The following is a 23432-nucleotide window of genomic DNA, read 5'->3' as shown; positions in this document are numbered from 1 at the left end:
CGGGCGCTAGGCTCGCGTCGTGGGAGTGGAGATGCGGGTGGACCGCGACGGGGCGCGCGAAATAGCCGAAGCGGCAAAGCTATTCGACTGGACGTGGACGCTGTCGGATGTCGAGCGTTTCGGTGCGGGATTCGGCTGGAGCGAACCGGCACGGTCGGAGACGGACGGGCAGTTCGAATTGGCGACCGGCCTGGCGGTGGAGCGGCCTCGGGCGCGCATTGTCGGCACGGACGGGCGCATCGACCGCATCGTGGTCACGATCGCCGACACCCTCGACGCCGAGGCGGATCCCGGGCCCGCGGTGGCGGCCGCGTTCCACCGCCTGACTCTCGGGGTATGGCAGCGTTGGGAGCCGCCGACCGAATGGACGGTGCTGGCTGAGTTCGGTAACGGCTGGGTGTTTCCGAACGTGGTGATCGGTGTCGTGCCGCAGGAGCGGTCGGTCGAACTGTGGCTTGCCGCGCCCGCGGAACGGGAGCGGGTGAGCGCCCGAGAGCAGCACGCGATCACCGTCTTCACCTCCTCCGAGGAGTGGCGCAGGTGCGCTGCGGCTATTTCGTCTCTCGCGCACGCCGATCCGGGGTCGTGGTCGCGTGCGGAGATGGAAGGTGTGCTCGCGGCGATCGGGTGGCCGCCGGTCACTACGAGCGAACCCGAGGCGCTGCGGGCGAAATCCGATTCGTCATCGCTGTGGGTGACACGCAGCGACGACGACGATCGGCGCTACCGATTCGGCGAATACCGCAGTGTGCGGCTGTCCCACCGGGTGCCCGAGAATGTGTTGCGGATCGCGTATCTCACCGCGCTGGACCTGTGTGTGCGGGAGCTGGGCGCGCCCTCGTTCGTCGGTGGGCCGGGCGCGTTGGCGACGTGGCGGCGGGGGCCGGTGACGGTGACGTTGTCGCGGCGGCTGGCGTGGCTGGGATCGGGTTCGCTGGAATTGGCGCTGCGACCCACCGAAGCCACCGAGAACGAGGACTACACCTGGTCGGAGTACGACGAGCAGTGGGAACCGGCGTTCCGGTGGCGAGTTCGGCCCGATCGCGATGCCGATCGATCCGATATTTCCGGCATGTACTTCCCGGGCGCGCCTCGGTCGCGCGATTGGGACGATTTCGAGGAGCGGCTCGACGATGTCTTCGGGTCCCTCGGCGCTGATCTGCCGGTGCTGTTCCGCTTCGCGACCACGATCGTCTGGGTGATCACCCAGGAGACCGACCCGGGTTTCGTTGCGCAGGGCTGGTTTTCGGGGACCGAGGCGCGGGTGGAGGTGCGGGACGCGTCCGATGGCGAGATCGCGTTCTACGACTTCCCGCCCGGTCGTGCCGGTGCCGAACAGGTGGTCGCCCTCGTCAAGGCCGCGGTGCGGGCGGTGGTGGATACGCCGGAGCGGTTGCGGTACTACGCGTTCGCGTCGAGTAAGCCGCAGCAGCTGTGGGACCTTCGATTGGGCTTGGCGGTGGACACGCGGGAGGCCCCGTAACCGCCCGCGTACCGAAGCCTGTTGACGCCAGGCCAGCAAGTCGTTGACATTGTGCCAATAACCCTGCACGCTGGTGTCCGACAGCGCCGGACTGGCGGCGCGCGTGAGTGGAGGATGCGACGATGACACGGCCCGCATGGAGCGACGATGAGGTCGAGGCGGTACGCGGATTGGCTACCACCTTCTTCGAGAAGGAGGTGGTTCCGCACGAGGAGAAGTTCATCGAGCAGGGGCATCCGGATCGCGAGTTGTACCGGCGCGCGGGGGAATTGGGGTTGCTGTGTGCGGCGATTCCGGCGGAGTACGGCGGGGGTGGGGGGACCTTCGCGCACGAGGCGGCCATCATCGAGGCGCAGTGCCATACCGGGGACGGGGCGATGGGGATGCCCGTGCACTCCTCGATCATCGCGCCGTATGTGCACGAATTCGGGTCCGAGGAGCTCAAGCGGCGGGTGCTGCCCAAGGCGGCCAGCGGTGAGATGGTGCTGTCCATCGGTATGACCGAACCGGGGACGGGCTCGGATCTGCAGAACATCAAGACCCGTGCGGTGCGCGACGGCGACGAGTACGTCATCACCGGGTCGAAGATCTTCATCTCCAACGGCTGGCTCTGCGACGGCATCATCATCGCCGCCAAGACCGATCCGAGCCTGGGCGCGGCGGGTGTGTCGCTGATCTTCGCCGAGGTGAGCGACGAGACGCCCGGGTTCAAGCGCGGGCGCATCCTGTCCAAGATCGGCGGCAAGGGCCAGGACACCGCGGAGCTGTTCTTCGACGGCCTGCGCGTGCCCGCCTCGAACCTGCTGGGCTCGGCCGAGGGCCAGGGCTTCTACCAGATGATGCAGATGCTGGCCCAGGAACGCCTGGTCACCGCCATCATGTCGGTGGCCATGATGGAGAAGGCGGTCGAGCTCACCGTCGACTACGCCAAGGGCCGAGAAATGTTCGGCAAGACGCTGTTCAAGATGCAGAACACGCGCTTCGAACTGGCCGAATGCGCCACCATCACCAAGGTTTCGCGGGTGTTCCTCGACGACTGCCTGGTCAAACACGTGGCCGGAGAGCTCGATATCCCCACCGCGGCCATGTCGAAGTACTGGTTGACCGATCAACTCGGTATCGTGGTGGATCGTTGTCTGCAGCTGTTCGGCGGCTACGGATACATGACCGAATACCCGATCTCCCAGCTCTACACCGGTGCCCGAGTGCTGCGGATCCTGGCGGGCGCCAACGAGGTGATGAAGGATCTCATTGCCCGCTCACTCTGAGACCGAGACGGTCGAGTCGACGGACACCGTGCCGGTCGACGGCGCCGACGCGCCCGCACGGCGGCGTCGACTCGAACCCGACGAACGTCGCGCGCAAATCCTCGCCTGCGCCATCGACATGTTCGGCGAACGGCCGTACGCGGCCGTGTCCACCGCCGAACTGGCGCAGCGCGCGGGCGTGGCGCGCGGCCTGATCAACCACTACTTCGGCAACAAACGCGACCTCTACCTGGCGGTCGTGCGCCGTATGGTGACGCTGCCGCGCCCCGAGGCCATGGCCGTGCCCACCGGGACGACGCGAGAACGCGTGGACGCCAGCGTGTCCTGGCTGCTCGACACCATCGGCGAACACGGCCACACCTGGGTGAAGGTCACCGGCCTGGAAGGCATCGGCGACGACCCGGAGGTGCAGCGCATTCTCGACGAGGCCGACACCGCCGCCGCGGACCGCATGGTCGCCATGATGGGCCTCGAGGGTTCGCTGCACAGCGACGAACTGCGCGCCCTGGTGCGCTGTTACGGCGGCCTGGTGAAGGCCGCGGGCCGAGAGTGGATCGTGCGCGGCAGCCTCACCCGCGCCCAGGTCCACGACCTGCTCGCCGACATGCTGCTCACTTTGGTGACGCAGACCTTCCCGAACGTGCACCGCGGCAACTGAATCGGGGCCCGCGCCCCGATTCGGTCGCCCGGGATTCAGCGCGCCCGCAGCATCCGTCCCGCCGCCTCGACGGCCGGGCCAGAGCTGTTGGCGTCGGAGACGAACACCGCGAAGGCCAGATCGCCGTCGATGCCGACGAACCAGCCGTGCGCGTGGGTGTCGTCGATGAATTCGGCGGTGCCGGTTTTGCCGAGCAGGCCGGGGATATCGCGCAGCTGGGTGGCGGTGCCGTCGGTGATCGTCTCGCGCATCATGGTTTTCACCTGATCGGCGACGGTCGCGGGCAGCGCCGGGGGCGTGCGGTCGGGGGTGCCCGGCTGCCCGGCGACCAGCGTCGGGTTCGGCGCGGAGCCGTGCGCGAGGGCGGCGGCGACCAGGGCCATGCCGAACGGGGAAGCGGTGACCTTGCCCTGGCCGATGCCCTCTTCGACGCGCAGGGCCGGGGTGTCGGCGGTGGGCACCGACCCGGTGACGGTGGTCAGGCCCGGGGTCACGTAGTCGATGCCCAGGCCCAGTTGCGCGGCCGCGTCGGTGAGCGCGGTCGGCGGCAGATCCACGGCCAAGCGGCCCATGGTGGTGTTGCACGAGCGCGCGAACGCGGTGTGCAACGGCACCGACCCGAGGTCGAAGTTGTTGTCGTTGGGGATGCGTCGACCCTCGATATCGGCGGTGCCGGGGCAGGCGACCACGCTGTCGGGGGTGACCGCGCCCGCCTGCAACGCCGCCGACACCGTCACCGTCTTGAAGGTGGAACCGGGCGGGTACAGGCCGGTCAACGCGATCGGACCCTGCGCGTCGGCGGCCGAATTCTGGGCCATGGCAACGACATTGCCGGTCGAGGGCTGCAACGCGACGATGGCGGCGGGCTGAGTGATCGGGGCGAGCGCGGATTCGGCGGCGCGCTGCCACCCCAGATCGAGGGTGCTGCGAATATCGTTGGTGGGTTGGGGGTCTCGGCCCGCGACCCGCTGCGTGCCGGTCGGTGTCTGCGCGCGCACCGCCCAACCCGCCGCGGCGTCGGCCTGCGACTGCCACAACTCGGACAACCCCGCCAGCGTCGGTGAGGCGAGCTCCTTGTCCACCGCCAGCAACCGCGTCTGCGGGGCGAGGGTGACGTTCGGCAGCGCCGACAGCGCCGCCTGGATCGGCGCGAGATCGCTCTCGCGCAGCGTGATCGCGGTGACCGGTTTACCTTGTGCCGCCGCCAGATCGGACTGCAACGACTGCGCGGTGATGCCGGGGGAGATGGGCGCGAGCAGCGCCGCCACCGCGGCGGTGTCCACGCCGGGGGACAGGTTCACCAGCGTCACGGTCTGCTGGGTCATCAACTCCCCGTCCGCCGCGAGGACCTTCGTCGCGGGCGGATACACCGCGCTGTAGCTCAGCGGCCCGGTCTCGAGCCCGGGTGCGACGGTCGCGGGATCCCAGCCGACCTTCCAGCCGTCGCCGGTCTCGCTGGCCTTGCCGGTGGTGGTGTAGCTCCACTCGTTCGCGCCGTCCTTGCCGAACTTCCAGGTCGCGGCGAGGGTGAAGGTGTGGGCGTCGGCGTCGATATCGCGCACCTCGAACCGCGCGTCCTTGCCGAGCCCGTCGTAGAGGCTGGCGATGGCGGCCGACGCGCGGCCCGGATCGGTGGTGGCCGCGCCCGCCGCGCCCGCGTCGTCGTTGTTGAGCGCGTCGGCGAAATCGTTGGCGGCCGAGGTCATCTCCTCGGTGGTGTTGTCGCCGAACACTCCACACGCGGTCAGCGCGAGCGTCGGAACAGCGAACAGGGCGAGCAGTCTCGTACTGGTACGCATTGGCCCGACCCTACCGGCTGGCACTCCCCGCGCTGGTCAGGCGCGAATCACCGCCGCGACGAGCGCCCGCGTGCCCCGAATTCGCGCCGTCGGGGCCGGGTTCGGACGGCACGTTTCTGGAAGCGTCGACCCGCCCGCGCCCGCGATCATCGTGCGTGACCCGAACGAAAGAGGCCCCGCCGTGCAGACAGCGCAGACAGTCGTGCTCATCATCGTCGCTCTCGCCTTCCTCGGCATGGGCGGCTACGCACTCGCCGCGCCCGCCGCCCTGGCCCGGCCGTTTCACCTACGCGCCGACACCCCACCCGGCCGCTCCGAAATCCGCGCCGTCTACGGCGGCTTCGGCCTCGCCATCGCCGCCGTGCTGGCGGTCGCGGCCCTCGATCTCGCCGAGACGCGCCGCGGCGTCGTCGTCACCGTCGCCGCCGCCCTGGCCGGGATGGCCGTGGGCCGCCTCGTCTCCCGCCTGCTCGACGCCCCCGTCGCGTTCTATCCGATCTGGCTGTACTTCTGGATCGAAACACTCGCCGCCGCAGCGCTTTTCGCCACCCTTATCTAAGGTGTACGCGCGCCACGAGCGCGCGATGATCGGCCCCCGGCAGCGTGACCGTCTCGACACTGCTCGCGTGTCCGCCCGCGACGAGAATATGGTCGATCCCGACCATCGGCGGATAGGCCTTGTCGGTCGGATAGGTCACCAGATGTCCGGCCCCGGCCTGGTCGGCGGCATCACCGAAACGCCCCGACAGCAGGGCGCGGAACCGCGCGTGATCGTAGGTGGCGTTGAAATCGCCGCCCACCAGCGCGGGCCGCCCCACGGGCGCGCGGTCGAGAATCGCGTCCAGCCGCGACAATTCGTCGGCCCACACCGCGGTGCCGTACACCGGCGGCACCGGATGGAAGGCGTACACCGTCACCGGCCCCACCTGCGGCACCGTCGCGGTCGCCGACAGCTGATTGAGCACGTACCCGTCGAATTCGACGGTGTCCGAGAGCGGATAGGCGCTCCAGATCCCGGTGCCGGTCGCGGTGCGCCCCGGCGACAGATAGCGGTGCGGCAGCAGTTCGTCGAGCCCCGCCCGCCCCAACTCGGCCACCGCCACCGGCGTGAGCTCGTTGACGGTCAACACCGTGACACGGCGCTCGCGCACCTCCTGAACCAGCGCACGCGGATCCGCGCCGTCGAAGAGCAGATTCGCCTGCATGGCCACCACCGTCACCCCGTCCCCGCCCGACTCGCGCACATACAACGGGACCTGCGTCCACACCGCCGCCGCCAACACCACCACGGCCACCGCCGCCCCCACCCACTGCCGCAGCACCGCGAACCCGGCCACGCCGACCAGCGCGCAGGCCATCAGATACGGCGCGAGCGAGGCCGCCAACACCACCGGCTCCCACGACCACCGGCTGAAATGCGTGGCGACCCCGAGGATCCCGGCCAACGTCGCCGCACCCGCCACGACGCCGAGGCCGCGGCGCACCACTGTCGATCTCATGACCGACAGCCAAACACGCCGCGCCGACACCGCATCCACCAGGTGCCGACGCCCGGGCGTGCCAGCGGCGAAACGGGGTTACTCGGGTGGTTGCCAGGTGCGCAGATGCGTGCGCAGCGTGTGATTGTCCGCGCGCAGCCGGTCGTTGTCGGCGTGCAGGGTCGCGTTGGCGTCCTCGAGATCGAGAATGCGACCCACCCCCGCGAGATTCACCCCCGCCGCGAGCAGGGTCGTAATGCGTTGCAGCCGAGCCAGGTCCGCGCCACTGTAGCGGCGCGTCCCACCGTCGCTACGGCTCGGTGTCAGCAGTCCGTGTCGTTCGTAGAGTCGCAGGCTCTGGACGCCGACGCCGGACAGTTCGGCGGCCACCGAGATGCCGTACACGGCCTTGCCCGGATCGGGCAGCGCGGAAGTCATCGCCTGGTCCACCACAGCTCACCTCCTCGGATCATCACAGATTTCTATTCTAACCACTTGCGATCATCGACCCAGCGCGCTATAAAAAATCTATGCCGCGAGGCACAGATAATCTGACACTCAGTTGAGATTGGAGTGAGTTGGAGGTGACGGCCATGCTGATGCGTACCGACCCGTTCCGTGATCTGGACCGGTTGACTCAGCAGGTTTTCGGGACCGCGGCTCGTCCGACGGTCATGCCCATGGACGCCTGGCGCGACGGCAATGAATTCTGTGTCGAACTCGACCTGCCCGGGATCGATCCCGACTCCCTGGATCTGGATATCGAGCGCAATGTGGTCACCGTCCGCGCCCAGCGCCCCGCACTGGACCAGAACCGCGACATGATCTCCGCCGAACGCCCCCGCGGCGTGTTCAGCCGCCAGCTGTTCCTCGGCGAGGGCCTCGACACCGACAATATTCGCGCCGACTACACCGATGGTGTACTGCGCCTTGTCATTCCGGTCGCGGAGAAGGCCAAGCCACGCAAGATCGAAATCGCCCATGGCAACGGGCACAAGGCCATCGACGCCTGACCCGTCTCCCGCGCGGGCCCGCTCCACCGGGCCCGCGCATTCGCCTGCCTGCGATCAGGCGACGAACACCGCTCGCCCCCAAGGCTATTCGGCTTTGCGTGCCTTGCTCGGCTGCACCCGAGGCGGCTCGTTGGGCATCTTCGGATACACCGGCGGCCACGGCGCGTCCATGAGTCCGGCGGCCATATCCTTCGCCGAGAGGTCCAACAGCGGCTCGATGGATTGTGGTGCGCGATCGGCCCACGGGTCGCCGCGCTCGGCCACGCGCGCGGGCACGGTGGCGATGGTGAGCTCATCGGGGACGATGGCGTCCAGGTCGGCCCACGCGATCGGGGTGGAGACCTGCGCGCCCACCTTGGGGCGCACGCACCAGGCCCCGAACACCGTTTTGTGCGGGGCGTTCTGGTTGAAGTCGACGAAGACGCGGCTGCCGCGCTCCTCTTTCCACCAGGCGGCGGTGATGGTCTCGGGATGGCGGCGCTCGAGTTCACGCGCCAACGCGACGGCGGCGGCACGCACCTGATACCCGTCCCACCGGGGTTCGAGCAGCGCGTACAGGTGCAGCCCGCGCGAACCGGAGGTCTTCACGCGCACGTCGATGCCGAGTTCGCGGCACAGCTCGTGGGTGGCGATCGCGGCCGCGCGCAGATCGTCGAAACCGATACCGGGCGAGGGATCCAGATCGATGCGCAATTCGTCGGTGACCCCGGTAGGCGGCAGGACCTCCCCGGCCGCGTCGCGGACCTCCGGCGCGGCGATGTCCTCGGCGCCCGCGTGCGTGGGCCAGACATGAAATCCCAAGCAGCCCAGGTTCACCGCCCACAGAATGTGCGCGAGGTCCGCCGCCACGAGCGCGTCGCTGGTGGTGCCGTTGGGGGTGGAGACCACCGTGGTCCGCAACCAGTCCGGCACCGATTTCGGCACCCGCTTCTGGAACCACGACTTCCCGCTCGCCCCTTCGGGATAGCGCTCGAGCAGCACCGGCCGATCCCGGATGGTGTTCATGAGCGGTTCGGCCACCGCCTGGTAGTAGCGCACCAGATCCAGTTTGGTCTCACCGCGTTTGCTGAAATAGACCTTGTCGGGATTGGAGATGGTGACGGTGTGCCCGTCGGCCTCGATCTCGACCGCGTCGCTCACGGCTTCGCCTCTCTCGCCTCGGCGAAGATATCGGCCAACTCGGCGGGCGCGACCTCGTCGAGCTGTGCGTAGGTACAGGATTCGGGGGTGCGGTCGGTGCGGAAGCGCACCAGGCGGCCTCCGTGGCGTAGTCGTCCGGCCATGACATGTTCGTAGCGCACCTCACCGACAAGTTCGGCGCGCAACGGCTCCCACGACAGATCCTTGCCGCCGGTCCAGCGACTCACCCCGCCGGGCATCTTGCCCTCGGCTTTGGCCTGCGCGGCCGCATCCGCCCAATCCCGCCATGGATGATTCTCCAGCGCGTTCACCCGCAATGGAGCCAACTCCTCCACCAGCTCGCGTCGCCGCGCCGCGGTGAAACTGCTCGCCACCCCCACATGATTGAGGCGGCCGTTGTCGTCGTAGAGGCCCAGCAGCAGCGAACCGACGCCCTCGCCGTCCTTGTGCCAGCGGAATCCGGCGATCACGCAGTCGGCGGTGCGTTCGTGCTTGACCTTCAACATGACCCGCTTGTCCATCAGGTACGGCAGGTCCTTGGCCTTCACCATCACCCCGTCGAAGCCCGCGCCCTCGAACCGGGTGAACCAGTCCCGCGCGGTCTGCGGATCATCGCTGATCGGGGTGAGGTGCGTGCGCGACAGACTGCCGTCGAGCACGGTCTCCAACAGTCGCCGCCGCTGCTCGAACGGCTCCTCGGTGAGATCGCGGTCGCCGAGTGCCAGCAGATCGAACCCGACGAAGCTGGCGGGAGTCTCCACCGCCAGCTTGTTCACCCGCGACGCCGCCGGATGCAGCCGCTGCTGCAAGGTGTCGAAATCCAGGCCGTGCTCGGTGACCACCACGATCTCGCCGTCGACCACGCACTTGTCGGGCAGCGCCTTGGCCAACAGCTCCACCAGCTCCGGGAAGTACCGGGTCAGTGGCCGGTCGTTGCGGGAGCCGAGTTCGATCTCGTCGCCGTCGCGGAACACGATGCAGCGGAAGCCGTCCCATTTGGGCTCGTAGAACAGGCCGGGCTCGGCGGGGATGGCGGAGACGGATTTGGCCAGCATCGGTTTCACCGGCGGCATCACGGGCAGATCCACACGACCTCCTCGGTATGGGCTTCACCCAGATAGACGTCGCGACCGACACAAACTAATCGGTCGATTCCGACGGCTCCCAAGATCGTACGACCGAACCGGTCGGGCGTTTAGGAGGACGCAGCTTTCCGTGCGTGCGAACTGGCAGTCGATGCCGAATCAAGAGGCCGAAACGAGAGGCCGAATCGTACGCGCGCTCAGCCCTCCAGCCACCCGTGTTGATCGGCGAAGGCGGTCAGTCGATCGCGAATGGTCAGGATCTCCCCGGCCGTCAGCGCCGGGCTGGCGTCGAGCAGCAGTTCGGTGATCAACCGGCGATGCTCCTCGGCCGTGAGCGGCCCGGCCGGGCGGTCACGCTCCTTGGTCTTGTGTCGTACCGGCACGCTCACCCCGCCGACCAGGGCGAGGTTGATCGCCTTCGGTCCCCGGTCACCTTCGGTCACATCGAATTCGAACACTCGCCCCTGCCGCAATTCGTCCTCGTCCAAGCCGATGTCGTTGACATGGACGAAGACGTCCGGACCACCGTCTTCGGGTCGAATGAATCCGAACCCCCGAGAGCTGTCGAACGACACCAATTTCCCGATGGACACCTAACACCCGCTCCTCGTCGCCGCGTCCCTCTGCCGGTACTGTAGCCCGCCAACCGACCCTTGTCGGACGAAAAGGACGTTTGCCTGAAATTCGATGGCCTTCGACTCCTGAAGCGCCACCCCGCTGGGCATTTCGTTCCCCGCGCCGAAAACGTTGCAGGTATGGCGCGATTGCGGTTGTGGCCGTGCGGGTTTCGCGAGGGCCGCGCGCGCTGTTGCCCGGTTGCGGTGCGCCCCTGGGCTTTGCGCGTGGGTAGGACCCTAGGCTTTGCGCGTGCGGGGTAGGACGGTCCGACCCCGCGCGGACTCGCGGCATGGCGTGCGCTAGATCCGTCATCCAACGCCGTTGCTCACTGTTTGCTACCGCTCGGTATGATAGGCGCGATCGACGTTCGGCCCGATACTCCGCCGCACCGAGAGGACCCCGCCATGGGCACAGCCGCGACACCGTCGAACCGCGCGGACAACCCCGGTGACGACACCGGGATACCCCCGCGAAACCCTGGTGACCCAACGGAATTCGATCTGCGCGCCGAGGCGCTCGCCGACAGCGAGGCCGAGAACTTCTACGACAACGACGACGGCTGGCCGCCCCCGCCCGCGTGAGCACGGCCCGAGATCACCCGCGAGACGCTGAGCCCCCGCATCCGGCGGGCGCGGGCGGCGACTCACCCTGGAAATGTGGCTGGTTCTCCGGCCCCCGACCTGGCAGGCTGAAACGGTGACATCACCTCCGGATATCAATGCGGCCGGTGCGGCCGACGACAAACTCGACGCCCGGGTGTTCAAGATCGCCGGTGTGGTCGTGCTCGGCGCGATCATGTCGATTCTCGACGTCACGGTCGTGACCGTCGCGATCCCCACCTTCCAGGCCGAGTTCCACTCCACCTACGCCATCGCGGCGTGGACGATGACCGGCTACACCCTGGCCCTGGCCACCGTCATCCCGCTCACGGGGTGGGCGGCGGACCGCTTCGGCACCAAACGCCTCTACATGACCGCGCTGGTGCTGTTCGTGCTCGGTTCGGTGCTGTGCGCGACGGCGTGGAACATCGAGTCGCTCATCGCCTTCCGCGTCATCCAGGGCCTCGGCGGCGGCATGCTCATGCCCTTGGGCATGACGATCATGACCCACGCCGCCGGACCTCAGCGCATCGGCCGCGTCATGGCGGTGCTGGGCGTGCCCATGCTGCTGGGCCCGATCTGCGGCCCCATCCTGGGCGGTTGGCTGATCGACGACTTCCACCACTGGGAGCTGATCTTCCTCATCAACGTGCCCATCGGCATCGTGGCGCTGATCCTGGCGTGGGTGGTGTTCCCGGCCGACAAGCCCGAACCCTCGGAGTCCTTCGACTTCCTCGGCATGCTGTTGGCCTCGCCGGGTCTGGCACTGTTCCTGTTCGGCGTGTCCTCCATTCCGGAGGCGGGCACCGTCGCCGCGAAACGCGTGTTGATCCCGGGCATCATCGGCCTGATTCTCATGGTGGCGTTCGTCTTCCACGCGCTGCGCACCCGACACCCGCTCATCGACCTGCACCTGTTCCAGAACAAGTCGCTGCGCTACGCGGTGCTGACCATGACCCTGTTCGCCATGGCGTTCTTCGGCTCGGGTCTGCTGCTGCCCAGCTATCTGCAGCAGGTGCGCGGCGAGTCCACGCTGATGGCCGGTCTGCTCATCGCGCCCCAGGGCTTGGGCGCCATGTTGACCATGCCCATCGCGGGCCGCATGGTCGACAAGATCGGGCCCGGCAAGATCGTGTTGACCGGTATCGCGCTCATGTCGATCGGCATGGCGTATCTGACCCAGGTCGGCGCCGATACCTCCTACCCGCTGCTGCTGACGGCGCTGTTCGTCATGGGCCTGGGTATGGGCTGCACCATGATGCCGACCATGACCGCGGCCATTCAGACGCTGACCCACGCGCAGGTCGCGCGCGGGTCCACGCTGATGAACATCATCAACCAGACCGCCGGATCCATTGGCACCGCGGTCATTTCGGTGGTGTTGACCAACCTGCTGAAGGATCGCGCGTTGGCGGGTCCGGCCATCGCGGCCAATTTCGATCCGACGGTGGCCGATCAGCTACCGCCGCCGGTGCTGGCCGAGGGGCTCGACCAGGCGGCGCAGGCCTTCGCGCACACCTTCGTGGTGGCGCTGGTGCTGTTGCTGGTCACGCTGATCCCGGCGTTCTTCCTGCCACGCACCAAACCCGCCAATCCGGAGGCGGCCGAAGCGGCGATGGTGGCGCACTAGTCACAGTCCGGCGGCCGGGTCCGCGGTGATCCGGCCGGAATCGGTGTCGTAGTCGTACAGCTCGCCATAGCGACCCCAGTCGATCGCTATGTCGAGCTGGCGCTGGGCGTCCTGCGGGGAGAAGGACCGGCGCAGCAGATCCAACACGAAATCGGCGCGGGCGCTGCGATCCGAACTGCCCGCCAGCGCACTGCAAATGGTGCGCACCAGCGGTGCGCGGTGGCGGGCCTGCGCGGCGAACAGGCGCTTGGACTCCTGGATGTCGGCGGTGGCCCAGCGTGCGCCCACCTCGGTGAGCAGCACATCTCCGGACTCGGCGGTGAGGAAGCCCAGCATCGCCGCGGCGTCGACCAGCGGCAGCAGATCGTCGAGTTCGAAATTCAGGTCGTCGGCGATCTCGGGCAGATCCACCCGGTCCCCGCCGTGGTGCACCAGATCCACCAGGCCCGCCATCCCGCCGACCGACGCGTCGGGCAGGGGAGTGGTCACCGGCGTCCCGAGATCCGGTCGCGTCGAGGAGGTTTCGGCATCGCGGCCGGTGAGCAGGCCGTAGAGGTGATCGACCAGGGCGGCGAAGCTGGGTGTGTGGCGATCGCGTGGGCGCGGCAGGTTCACCGCGACCTCGGCGAGAATATGGCCCGGATTCGCGCCCAACACCACCACGCGGTCGGCCAACTGCACCGCCTCCTCGATATTGTGGGTCACCACGCAGATACAGCGGGTGGGGAAATCCTTTGTCGCCCACAGCTTCACGAGTTCGGTGCGCAGGTTCTCCGCGGTCAGCACTTCCAGCGCCGAGAACGGTTCGTCCATGAGCAGCAGATCCGGTTCCAGCACCAGCGCGCGAGCGAACCCGACGCGTTGGCGCATACCGCCGGACAGCTCCTTGGGGTAGGCGGATTCGAAACCGTCCAATCCGATGCGGTCGATGGCCTCGAGGGCGCGTTCACGACGCTCGCGCGGCGCTACCCCGCGCGCGGCCAGCCCGAGTTCCACATTGTCCTGCACACTCAGCCACGGCATCAGCGCGAAGGACTGGAACACCAGGGCCGCACCGGGATTCGCGCCGTTGAGCGGCTTTCCGCGGTAGCGCACCTGGCCGCTGGTGGGGGCGAGCAGGCCCGCGATGGCGCGCAGCAGCGTGGATTTGCCGGAGCCGGAACGGCCGAGCAGCGCGACGATCTCGCCGTCGTGCAGGTTCAGGTCGATGTGGTCGAGCACCTGCAGGCGTTCGCCGTCGGCGGCGGTGAAGGACATGCCGACGCCGTCGATCTCCAACAGGACATCGCCGAAAGTGGTGTGGGTCATGGGAAATGCTCCTGTCACAGCGAGTAGCGGCGTTCGGCCAGTGCGTAGAGTCGCCGCCAGAACAGGCGGTTGATGCCGACCACGTACACGCACATGACCAGGACGCCGACGAAGATGCGGGGGAAATCACCGGCGGTGGTGGCCTCGGCGATGTAGGCGCCGAGACCCTTAGCGGTCAAGGTGGTGTCACCGAATTCGACGATCTCGGCGACGATGGAGGCGTTCCACGCGCCCCCGGCGGCGGTGATCGCGCCGGTGACGAAGGACGGGAAGATGGCGGGCAGGATCAGTGTGCGCCACCACAAGATGCGCGGCAGCCGCAGATTCGCCGCCGCCTCACGCAGATCGTTGGGCACGGCGCTGGCACCGGCGATGACATTGAACAGGATGTACCACTGCGCGCCCAACGCCATCAGCGCGATACCTGCCCAGTTCAGGCTGGCCCCGGTCGCCACCAGCACCGCGGTGATGAGCGGGAACAGGAAGTTCGCCGGAAACGACGCCAACACCTGCACGATGGGTTGCGCGATGCGGGACACTTTGGGGTTCAACCCGATCCACACCCCGACCGGCACCCAGATCAGGCTGGCGACGATCAGCACCACGATCACCCGCAGCAGCGTGAACACACCCAATCCGGCGGCGTGGGCGACCTCGTCGAAGCCGACGGTGTCGAGGATGTAGCGGATCATCGCCAGACAGCCCAGCACGATCGCCACACCGGTCACCGCCGTGAACGCCGCATCGGCGAGGCGGCGGCGCACCACCGGCACGTAGAGCGGATGTTCGGCCAGCCCGAAGATCCGCATGGCCCGGTCGGTCGGGTACACCAGCGGGCCCAGCGCGCGAGCGAGCAGGCCGGGAATGTGGGAGCGGCGCAACAGATTCAGCATCAGGCTGCGCGGGGCGTGCGCGGACTTGGAGTCCTCGTAGCGGAACCGCTCGGCCCACACCGTGACCGGCCGCCAGAACAGCACGTTCAGGCCCACCACCATGATGATCATGACGGCGATGGCGAGCAGCACCTTGTGGGTGTCGCCGTCGCTGGTCGCGGCGGCCACATAGGAGCCGATGCCGGGCAGCGCGTATTCGCGGTTGTTGACGCTGATGGCCTCGGCCGCGGTGAGGAAGAACCAGCCGCCGCCGAAACTCATCATGGCGTTCCACACCAGCGGGAACATGCCGCTGGGCACGTCCACGCGCCAGAAGCGTTGCCAGCGTGAGAGTCTCAGGTTCCGGGCGGCCTCGTCGAGTTCACGCGGCTGTGCGGTGAGGCTGGCGTAGAAGCCGAAGGCCATGTTCCACGCCTGCGAGGTGAAGATGGCGAAGATGGACGCGCACTCCAGCCCCAGCGACGAGCCCGGGAACAGGGCGATGAATCCGGCGACGGTGATGGACAGGAAACCCAGGATCGGCACCGACTGCAGGATGTCGAGGGTGGGCAGCAGGATCTTCTCCGCGCGCGGCAGTCGCGCCGCGGCGGTCGCGTACACGAAGGTGAACGCGATCGACAGGCCCAGGGCGATGAACATGCGCAGCAGTGACCGCGCCGCGTAGTAGGGCAGCTGCGCCGGATCGGTGGAGATCGCGGCCTGGGACTGGGATTCGTCGAACGGCACGGCCATGCCCTGCGAGACCCGCACGACGACCCAGATCAGCACCGCCGCGGCCAGGAACACCGCGACATCGGCCCAGCGCGAGCGCGGCCGGGCCAACGCGCCGCGGGTGGGGAAGGAGCCGACGGTGGTCATTCGCGCTCCTCCGTCCCGTCCAGAATGCGCCAGCCGACGCTGGTCACATGCGGTTCCAGGCTCAAGCGGCTCACCGCCGACTCCATCTGCCGGTCGTCGCGGCGGTCGGCGAGCAGCTCCGCGCGCACCTCGACCTTGCCGCCGCCGATATCGGAGCTGGCGATGGCGGCCAACTGGAAATCGGTGCGGGTCAACGACTGCACCAGCAGCGCGCGGATATGCGCCTCGTGCGCGTCGTCGGTGACCGCCACGAACGAGTACTGCGTGGTCTGCTCGGCACCGGCGTCGGGCTGACGGTCCACCCGCCGTCCCGCCGCCCGCAGCGCGGTGTTGACCACGACCACCACGACGGTGCCCGCCAGGGCCACATCGAGCATGCCCGCGCCCGCGAGCGCGCCGATCGCCGCCGAACACCACAGCGTCGCGGCGGTATTGAGCCCGCGGACGTTGAACCCGTCGCGCAGGATCACGCCCGCGCCGAGGAATCCGATGCCCGAAACGATCTGTGCGGCAACGCGAGTGGGGTCGGCGGTCCCGCCGTGGAATCCGTGCGCGGACAGCAGGACGAACAGGGTGGCACCGGCGGCGACCAAGGCGTTCGTGCGCAGTCCGGCCATGCGCGCCCGGTACTGGCGCTCGAATCCGATCACCGCGCCCAGGCTCACTCCGGCGAGCAGCCGAATGAGCATCTCCAACGTCGACATGACGCTCTCCCAAGAATGTGCGGCGCACCAGCAAACCGCACGCTACCTGGGGCGTCGTACTCCTGGGCGCATTGCGGAGGTGTCGCCGTATGAACAATCGACCAACGGGTATGTGTCGCTTCCGTCAGGCACGGCAATCACCTCCCATCTCCGCGAACGCGGCGCGGCGCAATGCGATGCCATGGGGTGGGTCCGGCGATTCGTCCGGATCGAGTACCGCTCCTCGTAAGACCTTTGGCACTTCACGGCGTGAACCCCGGGTGGGGAGCTGGTCGGGATCACCCCTTAATCCGGGGAGACCTGTCCTGATCGGTGGCGTCTCTCGACGTTTACGATCGCCAGCCTGTATCCGCGAAGGAGCCTCAGCGAACGATGGCACCTTGCGTCTGCGAGTAAACACCCGCCAGCGGCCCGCTGGCAAACCCTTGTGACCGGAGCCACAGGCCACGAACCGGTGCGGCGCGGGGCGGTGGCCCGTCGTGTCGGGGTCCCGCGCGCCGTGATTGGATCGATTCCGCTCGAGCCATCCGCGCCCGCCGGGTCAATCCATGTGCTAGACAGTGAATTCGAGCGGCAGTGCTACGCAAGGGGGCAGTCGTGGGAGCGACGACCGGCCGGGACCACTGGGTGCACGACGACTGCGAGAAGGGCTTCGTGTTCCCCATCAGTCGCCGACGCGCCGAGGGCATCGTGTCCATCCACGCGTCGTGTGAACCGCCGTGCCCGCGCAAGCAGGCCGCCAGCGAGTTCCTCGACGACATGCTGTCGAGCGCGAATCCGGAGTAGCCGAAACGTTGGGCGCGACGAGGAGGCGGCGGAGTCTCGCCTCCTGGTCGCGTGATTGATCACATTGTCACCGAATGGGGTCGGAGGCAATGGATTCTGGGACGGTTGGCCAATTTCGTCATGAGTCGGCGCAATCGGTCATGTGCTCTGACCGTCGGGCTGGCGTGGGGCGAAGGGCCACTCCTCGAAGTGGGCGCAGCGGCCGGAGGAGTCGAAGCGGATGATCCACAGGTCGCGCCAGCGGGCGGGGTCGTCGGCGTGGTAGTCGACGAAGACGCGGACCACGGCGGTGTCGCCGTCCACGGCCACGATGCGCGAGCTCATGGTGAACGGCTCGTCGGGGCCGTCGCGGCCGTCCTCCCAGAACTTCGCCAACGCCTCGACGCCGACGAGCGGCTCGGCCCAGGGCGACACCAGATACTCGCAGTCGGGGGTGAACAGTGCGCTCAGCGACGAGGTTCCCGGTGTGCGCCAAGCCCGTTCGTAGGCGGCGACCCACTGCGACACGGCGGTACGGTCCATGGTCGCGACGCTACGCCGCCGACCGGCCGGACACGCGGAGTTCGTCAGTCGCGGTACATGCGCCGGTAAGCGCCGATGGTCTCGACCAGATGGTCGACGATCTGATCGCGGCTCGCGCGCAGCGTGCCGCCCAGCCAGGCCGAGAACATGCCCGCATTGCCCGAGGCCATGGTGACCGCGGCCATGCGGCGGGAGGTCGGATCGGCGATATGGGCGAACAGGTGGTCCTGGATCAATCGGGTGAAGGCAGGCATCACCGCGATGGTCGTCTGCCCGAGGCCGGTGCTGGAGTACGGCTCCACCAGGAACAGCCGGGACTTGCGCGGATCCTCGAGCACCTTGTCCACCAACACCTGCGACAGCGCCCGATCGCGCGCGGGATCGTCGGCCACGGCGTAGGCGGTCATGGGTTCGAGGAACTCGTCGGCGATCTGGCGGTAGAGCACATCGAGGAGTTCGTCGCGGCTGCTGAAGGATTCGTAGAAATACCGGTCGGTCAGATTTGCTTTGCGGCAGACCGCGCGCATGGTGACCGCGCCCGCCCCGGATTCGCCGATCAGGTCCAAGGCGGCGTCGAGCAGGGCGGCGCGACGGGCCTCACGGCGTTCGGTGAGGGTCGTACCGCCCCAGATGCGGGGCTCGGCGTCGGAGGGTTGCTGACCTGTCTGCACCGGGACAAGCGTAGTGCCCGGTGCCGGGCGGGTGCGCCACGCCCGGCACCGGATTCGATTCAGCGCACCACGCAGGCGCTGCCGAGGTTGATGCCGGTGCCGACATTGACCCAGGTCCACCGGTCGCCGCCGTAGGACCAGGCATGGATACCGGTCCAGCCGGTATTGCTCGGCGTCCAGGTGGAGGTGGCCCTGCCGCTGCTGCCGAGGTTGAACGACTGCGGGTTGAACGTTCCGGCGTTGGTGGAGTACAGCCAGACCGATTCCCACGCGCTGCCTTCCACCGTGACGGTGTGGGAGCAGTTGGTGCCGTACTGGGCGCTGCCGAGCCCGATGCTGTTGCCGGAGGCGACGCTCACGTTGGAGACGTAGGCGGTGGCGTTCGGCGCGGCCAGGACGACGGCGGCGGCCATGGCGGCGAAGGTGGTGGTGGCGGTGAGGGCCGACTTCCGGAATCGGACCATGTCGATCATCTCCCCTGTAAGCGGGTGAATGGTTTACGCGCCGACGTTGGCGCATACCATAAAGTGTCGAGGTCCAGGGGTAGCGACACGCCCGGAACGGACTACGCGTTCTGAAATACCTTGGGCCGCACCGGCTCTCGATCAGCCAAGCTATCGGTTGGCTACCCGAGCAGTTCGTCCACGTAGCACCACCGCCAGCTCTCGCCGGGCTCCACGCTGCGCATCACCGGATGTGTGGTGTTCGCATAGTGTTTCGAGGCGTGATTGCCCGGGGAGGAGTCGCAGCACGCGATGTGCCCGCACGTCAGGCACATGCGCAGATGCACCCAGACCATGCCCTCGGCAACGCATTCCGCGCACGAGTCGGGGGTGTCGGGGACCACGGTGTGCGGTGCGGCGCGCAGATGGTCGCAGTCGCCGGTGGCCATGGGTGAGAGCAGCAGGTCCGCGTCGTCGTCCTCGGCCTCGGTGACCCGCGAGATGGTGGATTCCTCCAGGTCCAGGGTGGCCATCACCTCTTCGAGCACCTCGTGGTCGAGGGTGCCGGTATCGCGCACGCGCAGCACCACCTCGCGTTCGGCGGCCAGCATGGCCAGTCGCAGCCGCCGGTATTCGCCGCTGGGGGTGACGCGCAGCGATTCCGAGCGGCCCAATTGCTCCCAGGCGGCGCGGGCGCGATGTTCGGCCTGCTCGCGCAGGGTGGCCGCGGTCTGCGGGGGTGTGGCGTCGGTGATATTGGCGTCGAGGGCCTCGAGCCCGGCGGCGGTGGCCTGTTGCAGCAGCGCCGCCGCCTGCAGCGCGTCCTCGGCGCGGCTGGGTCCGCGCAGCCGCAGCAGCCGCACCACCCACGGTAGCGAAACACCTTGCAGCAGCAATGTTCCGGCGACCACGACGAGTGCGACCAGTCGCAGGGTCGCCAGTTCCGGTGTGTCGGAAGGCAACAGCAGCACCGCGGCCAACGTCACCACACCGCGCATACCCGCCCAGGACACCACCGCCGGGCCGGAGAGCGCCGGTTTCGGTTTGCCGTGCAGCCGACCCTCGACCAGCCACGCGAAATAGGTGGAGGGAAACACCCACACCGGCCGCGACAGCACCACCACACCCAGCACGGCCGCGCACACGAGCAGCAGGGTGCCGTGTGGCAGATCGCTGTTCCAGGCGTCTTCGACGATATGGCGGACCTCGAGCCCGATGAGCAGGAAGACCGCGCTCTCCAGAATGAATTGAATGGTGCGCCAATTGGTGCGCTCGGCGACGCGCGACGCCGCGGTCTGCCATACCGGTGCGCCGTGTCCGAGGATGAGACCGCAGGTGACCACCGCGATCACGCCGGAGGCGTGCACCTTCTCGGCGGGCAGGTAGGCCAGGAACGGGGCGAGCAGCGACACGCTGGTGTCGAGTACGGGATCGGTGATGCGGCGGCGCAGCATGCGCAGTACCGCCGCCGCCAGGATGCCGATGATCGCACCGCCCCCGGCGGCGATGACGAAGTCCAGCCCCGCCTGCCAGATACTGACCGTTCCGGCCATGGCCGCGATGGCGGTGCGCAGCGTGGTCAGCGCGGTGGCGTCGTTGAACAGCGACTCACCTTCGAGCAGCGTCACGATCCGGCGCGGCATGCCGACCCGCCGCGCGATGGCGGTGGCCGCGACCGCGTCCGGCGGCGCGACCACCGCGCCGATGGCGACCGCCGCCGCGAACGGCACCGGCAGCAGCCACATCACCACCCCCGCCACGGCGAAGGTGGTGAACAGCACCAACCCCACCGACAGCAGCGTGATCGACACCTTCTTGGGTCGAAAGTCGATGAGCGAGGTGCTGATCGCCGTCGCGTACAGCAGCGGCGGCAACAGCCCGAGCAGGACGATCTCCGGTTCGAGCACCACCTCGGGCACGAACGGCAGATACGAGGCCACCACCCCGGCCACGGTCAGGATCAGCGGCTCGGCCAACCCGAACCGCCGCGCGCACGCGGCCAATGCCACGGCCGCCGCCACCAACCCGACCATCCCGAAGGCAATCTCCACGTGATCATGGTGCCAGCCACCCCCGCCCCGCCCACGTGCGGACCAGCCTGTGGCGAGCCCACCTACCTTCGACCGTGCGCCCCCGGCGGGCACACCCGGCCGAGCCGCGTATCGCGAGGGTGTGATCGATTATTCGGAGGACTTCCGCAGGGTTTCGATGACGCTGGCGATGCCGTCTCCACCGTGGCCTGCCCGTTCCGCTTGGAGCAGAAGGGTTTTGACGAGTTCGGGTAGATCGGCGCGGATACCGCGGGTGTGGCTGGTGTCGATGAGGTGGTCGATGGCGGCGGTGTGCACGGTGACGGTGCCGTCGTCGTCGGGGTAGCTCCCGGCGGTGATGTGGCGGGCGTGGTCGGGCATGAGTGAGGTGATGAAGGGCATGTGACCGGCGGCGACCGTGGCGAAGGCGGTGGGGTCGACACCGGACGCTTCGACAAGGGCCACGGCGTGGTAGAAGGCGACGAGGGAGCCCCAGGCCAGTCCGAACAAGGCGGTGTCGTAGGTCGAGGTGAGGCCGGGCTCGGGGCCCAGGTAGACCGAGTTGCCCAGTGCCACCAGCACATTCGTGTGCGCCGTGTAGCTGGATCGGGCACCACTGAAGAGGAAGAGCGCGTCGGGTTGGCCGACGAGGCGGGTTCCGCTCATTGCCGCGCCGTCGAGGTAGTCCGCGCCGAGGGCGTTGACGACGTCGGCCATGCGTTCGGCGTCCTGTGGGGTGCCGGAGGTCAGGTTCACCAGCGTCCGCCCCGACAGGTGCTCGCCGAGCGGTTGCACGACCTCCCGGACCGTGTCGTAGTCCGGTACGCAGATCACGATCAGCGGGCTGGCTTTTACGGCGGCCTGGACCGTCGCCGCGCGTGCCGCTCCCGCGGCGACGAGCGCATCGGCCCTGGCGGGGGAGCGATTCCAGACCGTCGTCGGGTGCCCGGCAGTCAGGAAGGCTTGGGCCAGGCGAGTTCCCATCTGCCCCAGGCCGATGACGGTTACAGCGGTTTTCATGTCCTCACGGTGCGTCAGTGGGCGACCTCGAACAAGGACGGTCTGCGCAACGCACGGTGAGCGGAACTAATACCTACAGGTCACCGCGGTGCATCTAGTCCAGGCGCGGCGCGGATTCCATGGGTTTGCCGCTGTCGCGCCAGGCGGTGATGCCTCCGGCGAGGCTGGCCGCGTCGTAGCCCGCGCGGCGGGCCAGGGCGGCGAAGCGCAGTGAGAGCTCGCCGACGGGGCAGACGAAGACGAGGGGGTGGGCGCGGGAGAAGGGGATGCCCTGGGTGAACATGTCGTCGAGTTGGTCGTCGCGGATGTTGATCGCTCCCGGCACGTGCGCGATGCGGTAGGCCATCGCGCCGCGGGTGTCGACGATGGTGGGGCGCGCGGTGCGGTCGAGGTCGGCGAGTTCGTCGGGGGACAAGCGGGGCGCGGCGGCGAGTTCGGCGGCGGTGGGTTGGCGGCGGCGGTCGGTGACGCCGAACAGGTCGGGGCGGCGTTTGCGGATGTAGGACAGGTACGGTTCGAGGCGGTCGCACACTATGAACACCGCGACGAGCGGGCGGCCGGGGTCCGCATGGGGCACGGCGCGCAGATGATCCAGCGCGGCGGCGTAGGTCGCGCCGCTGGTCGGTCCGGACAGCACCCCGTGGCCGGTGGCGAGGGCGAGGGTGGCCTCGACCGCGCGGCCCGCCTCCACGGCGATGATGCGGTCGTAGAACTCCGGCTGGAACAGCCCCACATCCCACATCTCGGTCTCGGAGCGAATGCCGGGGATGAAGTCGCTGCGCTCGGACACCACCGCGATGGTGCGCAGCTCCGGATTGTGTTTGCGCAGATAGGTCGCCGCGCCGCGAGTGGAGCCGGTGGTGCCGAGTCCGCCGATGAGGTAGTCCACGCGCGTGATGCCGTCGCGGGTCAGGTCCTCGTGGATCTCGCGTCCGGTGCCCTGGTAGTGCGCCTCGATATTCTTCTCGCTCGTGTACTGCGACGGATGATGGTAGGCCCCAGGCGCTTTGGCCATGGTCGATTCGATCACCGAGTACACGTCGTTGGGTGCGGTCGGGTCCGGGCATTCCGAGAGTCCGGGCAGCTCCTCGATATCGGTGCCGAACAGCCGCAACAGCTCGCGCACCTCGTCGACCTTGATGCGGTTGGTGACCGCGCGCAACCCGATTCCGTGCATAGCGCCCAGAATGCGCAGCGCCTTGGCGGTATTGCCGCTGGAGGCCTCGATGAGGGTCTGTTTCCGCGCGATGATGTCGTCGAGTTCGTCGCGGATCATGCCCCACGCCACCCGATCCTTGACCGAGCCGAAAGGATTGAAGGATTCGAGTTTGGCGTAGAGCTCGACGTGTGCGAGCCCGTGCACGGACGGGTCCAGGCGCAGCAGCGGGGTGTTGCCGATGAGTTCGGTGATGTGGTCGTAGCGCAT

23 protein-coding genes and 1 riboswitch are annotated in these 23432 nt (G+C 68.2%); of the genes, 8 read left to right on the top strand and 15 right to left on the bottom strand.

Annotated elements, in window-relative coordinates; genetic code table 11:
* Window positions 1-19 precede the first annotated feature (19 nt).
* The 3 genes from ACIBH2_RS03215 to ACIBH2_RS03205 all read left to right on the top strand — a co-directional run bounded on the left by ACIBH2_RS03215 (window position 20) and on the right by ACIBH2_RS03205 (window position 3409).
* Window positions 20-1483: a DUF6301 family protein gene (locus ACIBH2_RS03215; RefSeq protein ID WP_397112879.1), complete on the top strand. Its 1464-nt coding sequence runs from the start codon at window positions 20-22 to the stop codon at window positions 1481-1483.
* A 122-nt stretch (window positions 1484-1605) separates the two neighbouring features.
* Window positions 1606-2751: an acyl-CoA dehydrogenase family protein gene (locus ACIBH2_RS03210; RefSeq protein WP_397112877.1), complete on the top strand. Its 1146-nt coding sequence runs from the start codon at window positions 1606-1608 to the stop codon at window positions 2749-2751.
* Entirely contained in the window at window positions 2735-3409 is a 675-nt protein-coding gene (locus ACIBH2_RS03205; RefSeq protein WP_397112875.1) for a TetR/AcrR family transcriptional regulator, read from the top strand. Before ACIBH2_RS03210 ends, ACIBH2_RS03205 begins: the two co-directional genes overlap by 17 nt.
* Window positions 3410-3444: 35 nt before the next feature.
* Here the strand turns inward: ACIBH2_RS03205 and ACIBH2_RS03200 are convergent, their stop codons facing one another.
* On the bottom strand, window positions 3445-5208 hold the full coding sequence (locus ACIBH2_RS03200) for a penicillin-binding transpeptidase domain-containing protein (RefSeq protein ID WP_397112873.1): 1764 nt from the start codon (window positions 5206-5208) through the stop codon (window positions 3445-3447).
* 181 nt (window positions 5209-5389) lie between these two features.
* Here ACIBH2_RS03200 and ACIBH2_RS03195 point away from each other — a divergent pair, with 181 nt between their 5' ends.
* Window positions 5390-5767, top strand: coding sequence for a DUF4345 family protein (locus ACIBH2_RS03195; RefSeq protein ID WP_397112871.1), 378 nt, complete (start codon window positions 5390-5392; stop codon window positions 5765-5767).
* On the opposite strand, the gene ACIBH2_RS03190 is transcribed toward ACIBH2_RS03195, so the two are convergent.
* Complete coding sequence (locus tag ACIBH2_RS03190; RefSeq protein WP_397112869.1) at window positions 5760-6707, bottom strand: endonuclease/exonuclease/phosphatase family protein; 948 nt, start codon at window positions 6705-6707, stop codon at window positions 5760-5762. The genes ACIBH2_RS03195 and ACIBH2_RS03190 overlap by 8 nt on opposite strands.
* Before the next feature lie 78 nt (window positions 6708-6785).
* Window positions 6786-7124 (bottom strand): helix-turn-helix transcriptional regulator, encoded by a 339-nt coding sequence (locus ACIBH2_RS03185; protein ID WP_397116790.1) that lies wholly within the window; start codon window positions 7122-7124, stop codon window positions 6786-6788.
* 155 nt (window positions 7125-7279) lie between these two features.
* On the opposite strand from ACIBH2_RS03185, the gene ACIBH2_RS03180 reads away from it, so the two are divergent.
* Window positions 7280-7699, top strand: a complete 420-nt coding sequence (locus ACIBH2_RS03180; protein WP_397112866.1) for an Hsp20/alpha crystallin family protein — start codon at window positions 7280-7282, stop codon at window positions 7697-7699.
* Between the two features lie 84 nt (window positions 7700-7783).
* Here the strand turns inward: ACIBH2_RS03180 and ACIBH2_RS03175 are convergent, their stop codons facing one another.
* The 3 genes from ACIBH2_RS03175 to ACIBH2_RS03165 all read right to left on the bottom strand — a co-directional run bounded on the left by ACIBH2_RS03175 (window position 7784) and on the right by ACIBH2_RS03165 (window position 10517).
* Entirely contained in the window at window positions 7784-8839 is a 1056-nt protein-coding gene (locus ACIBH2_RS03175) for a DNA polymerase domain-containing protein (protein ID WP_397112864.1), read from the bottom strand.
* Complete coding sequence (locus ACIBH2_RS03170; protein WP_397112862.1) at window positions 8836-9927, bottom strand: ATP-dependent DNA ligase; 1092 nt, start codon at window positions 9925-9927, stop codon at window positions 8836-8838. Before ACIBH2_RS03170 ends, ACIBH2_RS03175 begins: the two co-directional genes overlap by 4 nt.
* A 194-nt stretch (window positions 9928-10121) precedes the next feature.
* Window positions 10122-10517 (bottom strand): cold-shock protein, encoded by a 396-nt coding sequence (locus ACIBH2_RS03165; protein ID WP_397112860.1) that lies wholly within the window; start codon window positions 10515-10517, stop codon window positions 10122-10124.
* A 429-nt stretch (window positions 10518-10946) separates the two neighbouring features.
* On the opposite strand from ACIBH2_RS03165, the gene ACIBH2_RS03160 reads away from it, so the two are divergent.
* Together ACIBH2_RS03160 and ACIBH2_RS03155 are read left to right on the top strand one after the other, a co-directional pair.
* On the top strand, window positions 10947-11123 hold the full coding sequence (locus tag ACIBH2_RS03160; protein ID WP_397112858.1) for a hypothetical protein: 177 nt from the start codon (window positions 10947-10949) through the stop codon (window positions 11121-11123).
* Between the two features lie 73 nt (window positions 11124-11196).
* On the top strand, window positions 11197-12771 hold the full coding sequence (locus ACIBH2_RS03155; RefSeq protein ID WP_397112856.1) for a DHA2 family efflux MFS transporter permease subunit: 1575 nt from the start codon (window positions 11197-11199) through the stop codon (window positions 12769-12771).
* On the opposite strand, the gene ACIBH2_RS03150 is transcribed toward ACIBH2_RS03155, so the two are convergent.
* Genes ACIBH2_RS03150 through ACIBH2_RS03140 form a run of 3 tightly spaced genes read right to left on the bottom strand, consistent with a single transcriptional unit; the run spans window position 12772 to window position 16534 of the window.
* Entirely contained in the window at window positions 12772-14079 is a 1308-nt protein-coding gene (locus tag ACIBH2_RS03150) for a nitrate/sulfonate/bicarbonate ABC transporter ATP-binding protein (RefSeq protein WP_397112854.1), read from the bottom strand.
* 14 nt (window positions 14080-14093) lie between these two features.
* The gene (locus tag ACIBH2_RS03145; RefSeq protein ID WP_397112852.1) at window positions 14094-15830 is read right to left on the bottom strand and encodes an ABC transporter permease; all 1737 of its coding nucleotides are present in this window, start codon (window positions 15828-15830) and stop codon (window positions 14094-14096) included.
* Complete coding sequence (locus ACIBH2_RS03140; protein WP_397112850.1) at window positions 15827-16534, bottom strand: MgtC/SapB family protein; 708 nt, start codon at window positions 16532-16534, stop codon at window positions 15827-15829. Before ACIBH2_RS03140 ends, ACIBH2_RS03145 begins: the two co-directional genes overlap by 4 nt.
* A 211-nt stretch (window positions 16535-16745) precedes the next feature.
* Window positions 16746-16915, bottom strand: a riboswitch (M-box (ykoK) riboswitch).
* 216 nt (window positions 16916-17131) lie between these two features.
* Between ACIBH2_RS03140 and ACIBH2_RS03135 the strand changes: the two genes are divergently transcribed.
* Window positions 17132-17320 (top strand): hypothetical protein, encoded by a 189-nt coding sequence (locus ACIBH2_RS03135; RefSeq protein WP_397112848.1) that lies wholly within the window; start codon window positions 17132-17134, stop codon window positions 17318-17320.
* A gap of 138 nt (window positions 17321-17458) precedes the next feature.
* Here the strand turns inward: ACIBH2_RS03135 and ACIBH2_RS03130 are convergent, their stop codons facing one another.
* From ACIBH2_RS03130 to ACIBH2_RS03105, 6 genes are all read right to left on the bottom strand, one after another.
* Window positions 17459-17842 (bottom strand): YybH family protein, encoded by a 384-nt coding sequence (locus tag ACIBH2_RS03130; protein WP_397112846.1) that lies wholly within the window; start codon window positions 17840-17842, stop codon window positions 17459-17461.
* 44 nt (window positions 17843-17886) lie between these two features.
* Entirely contained in the window at window positions 17887-18513 is a 627-nt protein-coding gene (locus tag ACIBH2_RS03125) for a TetR/AcrR family transcriptional regulator (protein WP_397112844.1), read from the bottom strand.
* A gap of 59 nt (window positions 18514-18572) precedes the next feature.
* Window positions 18573-18977, bottom strand: a complete 405-nt coding sequence (locus ACIBH2_RS03120) for a hypothetical protein (protein WP_397112842.1) — start codon at window positions 18975-18977, stop codon at window positions 18573-18575.
* A gap of 161 nt (window positions 18978-19138) precedes the next feature.
* Window positions 19139-21007, bottom strand: a complete 1869-nt coding sequence (locus tag ACIBH2_RS03115) for a Na+/H+ antiporter (protein WP_397112840.1) — start codon at window positions 21005-21007, stop codon at window positions 19139-19141.
* A 129-nt stretch (window positions 21008-21136) separates the two neighbouring features.
* Complete coding sequence (locus ACIBH2_RS03110) at window positions 21137-22006, bottom strand: NAD(P)-dependent oxidoreductase (protein WP_397112838.1); 870 nt, start codon at window positions 22004-22006, stop codon at window positions 21137-21139.
* A 94-nt stretch (window positions 22007-22100) separates the two neighbouring features.
* Complete coding sequence (locus tag ACIBH2_RS03105) at window positions 22101-23432, bottom strand: pyridoxal-phosphate dependent enzyme (RefSeq protein ID WP_397112835.1); 1332 nt, start codon at window positions 23430-23432, stop codon at window positions 22101-22103.

It is taken from the genome of Nocardia sp. NPDC050406, from assembly GCF_044459025.1.
GTDB lineage: Bacteria > Actinomycetota > Actinomycetes > Mycobacteriales > Mycobacteriaceae > Nocardia.
Note: the sequence above shows the minus strand (reverse complement) of the source record. Positions and strands in the feature narration are given on the sequence as shown.